The organism is Sphaerotilus sp. (genome assembly GCF_041083715.1).
Lineage (GTDB): Bacteria > Pseudomonadota > Gammaproteobacteria > Burkholderiales > Burkholderiaceae_C > Sphaerotilus.
In genome coordinates this window covers 1-5,175 of record NZ_JBFPGY010000374.1, presented here as the reverse complement: position 1 = coordinate 5,175, position 5,175 = coordinate 1, and the positions used below count along the sequence as shown (strand labels likewise).

The 5,175-nt window shown below is 70.3% G+C and carries 5 protein-coding genes; all 5 read right to left on the bottom strand.

Annotated features, from left to right (window positions below; all coding sequences use genetic code 11):
• A partial coding sequence (locus tag AB3X43_RS17650) for a DMT family transporter (protein ID WP_369431178.1) occupies positions 1–715 on the bottom strand: 715 nt, incomplete at its 3' end.
• Positions 712–1,173, bottom strand: a complete 462-nt coding sequence (locus tag AB3X43_RS17645) for a MarR family winged helix-turn-helix transcriptional regulator (protein WP_369431177.1) — start codon at positions 1,171–1,173, stop codon at positions 712–714. The genes AB3X43_RS17645 and AB3X43_RS17650, both read right to left, overlap by 4 nt.
• Before the next feature lie 35 nt (positions 1,174–1,208).
• Positions 1,209–3,005, bottom strand: coding sequence for an acyl-CoA dehydrogenase family protein (locus tag AB3X43_RS17640; protein ID WP_369431176.1), 1,797 nt, complete (start codon positions 3,003–3,005; stop codon positions 1,209–1,211).
• Positions 3,006–3,012: 7 nt separating this feature from the next.
• Positions 3,013–3,753, bottom strand: a complete 741-nt coding sequence (locus AB3X43_RS17635; RefSeq protein ID WP_369431175.1) for an ABC transporter ATP-binding protein — start codon at positions 3,751–3,753, stop codon at positions 3,013–3,015.
• A gap of 4 nt (positions 3,754–3,757) precedes the next feature.
• The coding region (locus AB3X43_RS17630; RefSeq protein ID WP_369431174.1) for a branched-chain amino acid ABC transporter ATP-binding protein/permease at positions 3,758–5,175 on the bottom strand (1,418 nt) is incomplete at its 5' end.

Here is a 5,175-nt window from a genome sequence, read left to right as displayed (position 1 = left end):
GCACCAGCACCAGCCACCCCAGGGCGAAGACGAAGGCGCCCGAGGACCAGTCGATCGTGCGGTCCTCGGTCCACCACGCCAGCGCGCCGGTGACGAGCAGGCAGGGCAGGAATTGCGCCACCGCGCCGGTGCGGAAATCGAAGCGCGGGCAGAAGCGCTTCTGGTAGAGCGTGCCCGCCGTGATGCCCAGCAGCGCGATCAGCGCTGCGGGCAGGCCGGGCAGGTGGACGAGCTGGCCGAGGGTGTGCAGGTCCAGCCCCGCGCCCGCCAGCCGCGACGACAGCACCAGCACCACGCCCGCCAGCCCGAGCACGAGCCCCAGCCACTGCTTCGGCCGCACCGCCTCGCCCAGCACCCAGCCGGCGCCGACCGCGGTCAGCAGCGGCTGCAGGCCGACGACGAGGCTCGACACGCCAGCCGGCAACCCCTGCGAGATGCCCGTGAACACGCCGCCGAGGTAGATCCCGTGCACCAGCAGCCCCGCCACCGCCAGATGGCCCCACGCACGCGCACCCTGCGGCCACGGTGCCTGCACCCACAGCGCGGCCAGCGCCATCAGGCCGACGACCAACGCGTAGCGGGTGGCCAGAAAACCCAGTGGCGGTGCGTGCGGCAGCCCGAGCTTGGCACCGATGAAGCCGGTGCTCCACAGCAGCACGAACAGCAGCGGTGCGTGGCGCACCCAGCCCGTTGCGGGCGCGGCGGGGCTGGTCATGCCGGTCGGTGCCGGGCGATCTTGTCCAGCAGCTCGATCAGCAGGGCGCGTTCGGCGCGGCTGAGGCAGCCGTCGAGTTCGGCTTCCATCGCCGGCGTCTTCGCGGTGATCTCGTCGGCGAGCGCGCGGCCGGCGTCGGTCAGCATCACGTGCTGCGAGCGGCGGTCGATCTCGCTGCGCACCCGCTGCAGCAGGCCACGGTCCTGCACCCGGTCGAGCAGGATGGTCAGATTGGGCGCAGACAGCGCCAGCGACTGCGCTAGCTGCTTGGGCGTGAGCTGTGCATGGGTCGCCAGCAGCATCAGCAGCGAGTACTCGACCGGACGCAGGTCGTAGGGCTGACCGAAGTGCTTGAGAAAGGTGACGTGGGTGGTCACGCGGGCACAGGCCAGGTGGTGGCCGACGACGCCGTCCAGCACACCCTGCGCGGCCCCCGGTTTCTTGGTGCTGCTGCTCATGGCCGCATGATGCCCGCCCGCGGGCGCCGCGCCCATCACGCGGGAATCCAGCCCAGCGCCAGTGTCGCGTCCGCCACACGCTGCCAGCGCCAGCGCGCCGCGGGCAGCAGCCAGGTGCGGCCGTGGTGCGTGACGGTGCACAGCCAGTCGCGGCGAGCGGTATCGGTGTCGTTCAGTGCCGCCCGTGCCAGCCGTGCCCAGCTCCAGGCCAGCAGGCTGTGGCCCAGCGCGTGCAGGTAATCGTCGGCGACAAGGAAGGGCCGGTCTGGCGCGGCGGCCCGGCCAGCCTGCAGCGCTGCCGTCGCAGCGACGATGGTCTCGACCTCGTCGCAGAGCGTCGCGGCCCAGGTGCGCAGCGTGCTGTCCGCGTCGTCTGGTGCGGCCAGCAGGGTGTCGATCTCGGTGCGGAACACGTCCAGCAGCAGGTCCAGCCGCTGCGGCCGGTCCAGTACCTTGCGCATCAGCAGGTCGATGGCCTGGATCTCGTTGGTGCCTTCGTAGATCAGCGCGATGCGGCTGTCGCGCACATGCTGCTCGATGCCCCAGTCGTGCACATAGCCATGGCCGCCGAGCACGCCCAAGGCTTCGTTGGCGCCATGGTGACCGAGGTGGGTGAGGAAGGCCTTGAGGATGGGCGTCAGCAGCGCCACCAGGTCGTCGCGCTCCTGGCGCACGGCGGCGTCCGGGTGGTGCTCCGATTCGTCGAGCAGGATGGCCGTCCAGTACGCCATGACCCGCGCGCCCTCGCACTGCGCGTGCAGGTCGAGCAGCGTGCGGCGCATCGCCGGGTGCCAGACGATCGGGTCCGGACCCTTGTGTGCGGGGTCCGCGTCTGCGGGACGGGCGGGTGCGCGCAGTTGCAGCCGCTCGCGGGCGTAGCCGGTGGCAATCTGGCAGGCGGCCTCCAGGTGGCCGAGGCCCTGCATCCCGACGTGCAGCCGTGCCGAGTTCATCATCAGGAACATCGCCGCCAGTCCGGCGTTCGGCTCGCCCAGGATCCAGCCTTCGGCGCGGTCGAAGCGCATCTGGGCGGTGGCGCTGCCCTTGATGCCCATCTTCTTCTCGATGCCGTCGCACCACGCGCCGTTGCGCCGGCCGTCGGGCAGGAACTTGGGCACCAGCACCAGCGTGAGGCCCTTCGTCCCCGCGGGCGCGCCAGGCAGGCGGGCGAGCACGAGGTGGACGATGTTGTCCGTCATGTCCTGGTCGCCGCCGGAGATGAAGATCTTGTTGCCCGTGACCGTGACCGCTGCGCCGTTGACCACGGGGGCCTGCGCGTCCACTGGCTCGCAGCGGGTGCGGGTCAGGCCGAGGTCGCTGCCGGCCTGTGGCTCGGTCAGGTTCATCGTCGAGAGCCACTCGCCGCTGACGACCTTCGGCAGGTAACGCGCGCGCAGCTCGGGCACCGCGTGGTGGCGGATCGCTTCGTACGCACCGTGCAGCAGCCCCGGGTACATCGTCCAGGCGTGGTTGGCCGAGACCAGCATTTCGTAGAGTGCCGCGTTGAGCAGGCTGGGCAGGCCCTGGCCGCCGTCCTCGGGCGCGCAGGGCAGCGAGGGCCAGCCACCCTCGACGAAGGCCTTCCAGGCGGCGGGATAGCCCGTGGGCGTTTTCACCTCGTTGGCGTGCCAGCGGCAGCCTTCGGTGTCGCCGGTGCCGTTGATCGGCGCGATCACCCCGTGGGCGAAACGACCCGCCTGCTCCAGCACCTCGCGGGCGATGTCGGCGTCGAGGTCGGCGAAGTCGGGTTGGTCGCGCCAGGAGGCGGGCGCGTCCAGCACCTGCTCGATGACGTACTGCATGCGCTGCAGCGGCGGGGTCCAGGTGCTCATGGGAGGCTTACTTCTTCTGCGCGCCGAGGTAGGTCTCGATCACGCGGGCGTCGCCGGCCAGCGCGCGTGCTGGTCCTTCCAGCGCGATCGCGCCGGTCTCCAGCACGTAGCCATAGTCGGCGACTTCGAGCGCGGCACGGGCGTTCTGCTCGATCAGCAGGATGCTCACGCCCGTCTCGCGCAGCTTGGTGATGATGCGGAAGATCTCGCGCACGATCAGCGGCGCCAGGCCCAGACTCGGCTCGTCGAGCATCAGCACCTTCGGCTGGCTCATCAGCGCCCGGCCGACCGCCAGCATCTGGCGCTCGCCGCCGGACATCGTGCCGGCGTGCTGGTCGCGGCGCTCCTTCAGGCGCGGGAACAGCGTGTAGACGACATCGAGCTGGTCGCGCCACTGGCCGTTGCCGCCGCGCATCTGGCGCCAGCCGCCGAGCACGAGGTTGTCCTCGACCGTCATGGTCGCGAACAGCTCGCGCTTCTCCGGCACCAGCGCGAGGCCGGCCATCACGCGGTCTTCCAGCGTGATGTTGGCGAGGTCCTGGCCGTCGAAGAGCACCTTGCCCGTCGAGGGCAGCACGCCCATCAGCGCGTTCAGCGTCGTGGACTTGCCGGCGCCGTTCGGGCCGATCACGGTGACGACGCTGCCGGCCGGCAGCGTCAGGTTCAGGCCCGAGAGCACCTCGGCCTTGCCGTAGCCGGCGTGCAGGCCGGTGACGGACAGCAGGGGAGTGGGGGAGGTCGTCGTCATGGTGTCAGTGCTCCGTGCCGAGGTAGGCGGCACGCACGACCGGGCTGGCCTGCACCTCGGCCGGCGTGCCCTCGATCAGCTTGGTGCCGAACTCCATCACCACGATGCGGTCGGTCAGGTTCATCACGAAGTCCATGTCGTGTTCGACCAGCAGCAGGCTCATGCCTTCGCCCTTGAGCTGGCGCAGCACATCGGCCAGCGCCTGCTTTTCCTTGTGGCGCAGGCCGGCGGCAGGCTCGTCCAGCAGCAGCAGCGCCGGGTCGGTGCACAGTGCGCGGGCGATCTCCATCATCCGCGCCGGGCCGAGGGCGAGGTTGCCGGCGAGTTCGTGCATCTGGTCCTGCATGCCGATGCGGATGAGCTGGCGTTCGGCTTCGCGGAAGAGCTGGCGCTCCTCGGCGCGGTCCAGGCGCAGCATCGCCTGGACGGTGCCTGACGAGCTGCGCAGGTAGCCGCCGAGGGCGACGTTCTCCAGCACCGTCATGTCCGGCAGCATCTTCACGTGCTGGAAGGTGCGCGACATGCCGCGGCGGGCGATCTCGCGCGAGGACAGCGCCGAGACGTCTTCCCCACGGAAACGCACCCGGCCCGAGGTCTTGCCGAGCACGCCCGACACGAGGTTGAAGGTGGTGGACTTGCCCGCACCGTTCGGACCGATCAGGCCGACGATGTCGCCGGTGCGGATCTGGAAGCTGACGTCGTTCACCGCGACGAGCCCGCCGAACTGCTTGCGCACCTGGTCCACGTCGAGCAGCAGGTCGCCGGGCGCCGGTTTGCTGCGCTCGGGCAGCGGCGCGGCGTCGGCCCAGTCACGCACCCGCTGGCGCGAGGGCAGGAAGCGGTCGAACAGCCTCTCCAGGTGCGGCCAGAGGCCTTCCGGCGCGTACTTCAGCACGACCACCAGCACGACACCGAACACGATGGTCTCGTAGTTGCCGCTGGAGCCGAACAGGCGCGGCAGCCAGTCCTGCAACTGCTCCTCGATGACCTTGACCAGCGCCGCGCCGGTGAAGGCGCCCCAGACATTGCCCACGCCGCCCAGCACGGCCATGAACAGGTACTCGATGCCCTTGCCAAGCGCGAACGGCGAGGGGTTCACCGTGCGCTGGAAGTGTGCGAACAGCCAGCCCGAGACCGACGCCAGCATCGCCGCCAGCACGAAGGCCAGCACCTTGTAGCGGTAGGTCGAGATGCCCATCGCTTCGGCCATCGTCACGCCGCCCTTGAGCGCGCGGATGGCGCGGCCGGTGCGCGAGTCCAGCAGGTGGACCACGCCGACCGCCGCCAGCAGCGCTACGATCCAGATCACGTAGAAGTAGCTGCGCCCCGACGCCAGGCTCAGACCGAACAGCGTCATCGCCGGCACGCCCAGGATGCCGTCGTACTTGCCCAGCCAGTCCATGTTGGACATGGTGTAGTAGA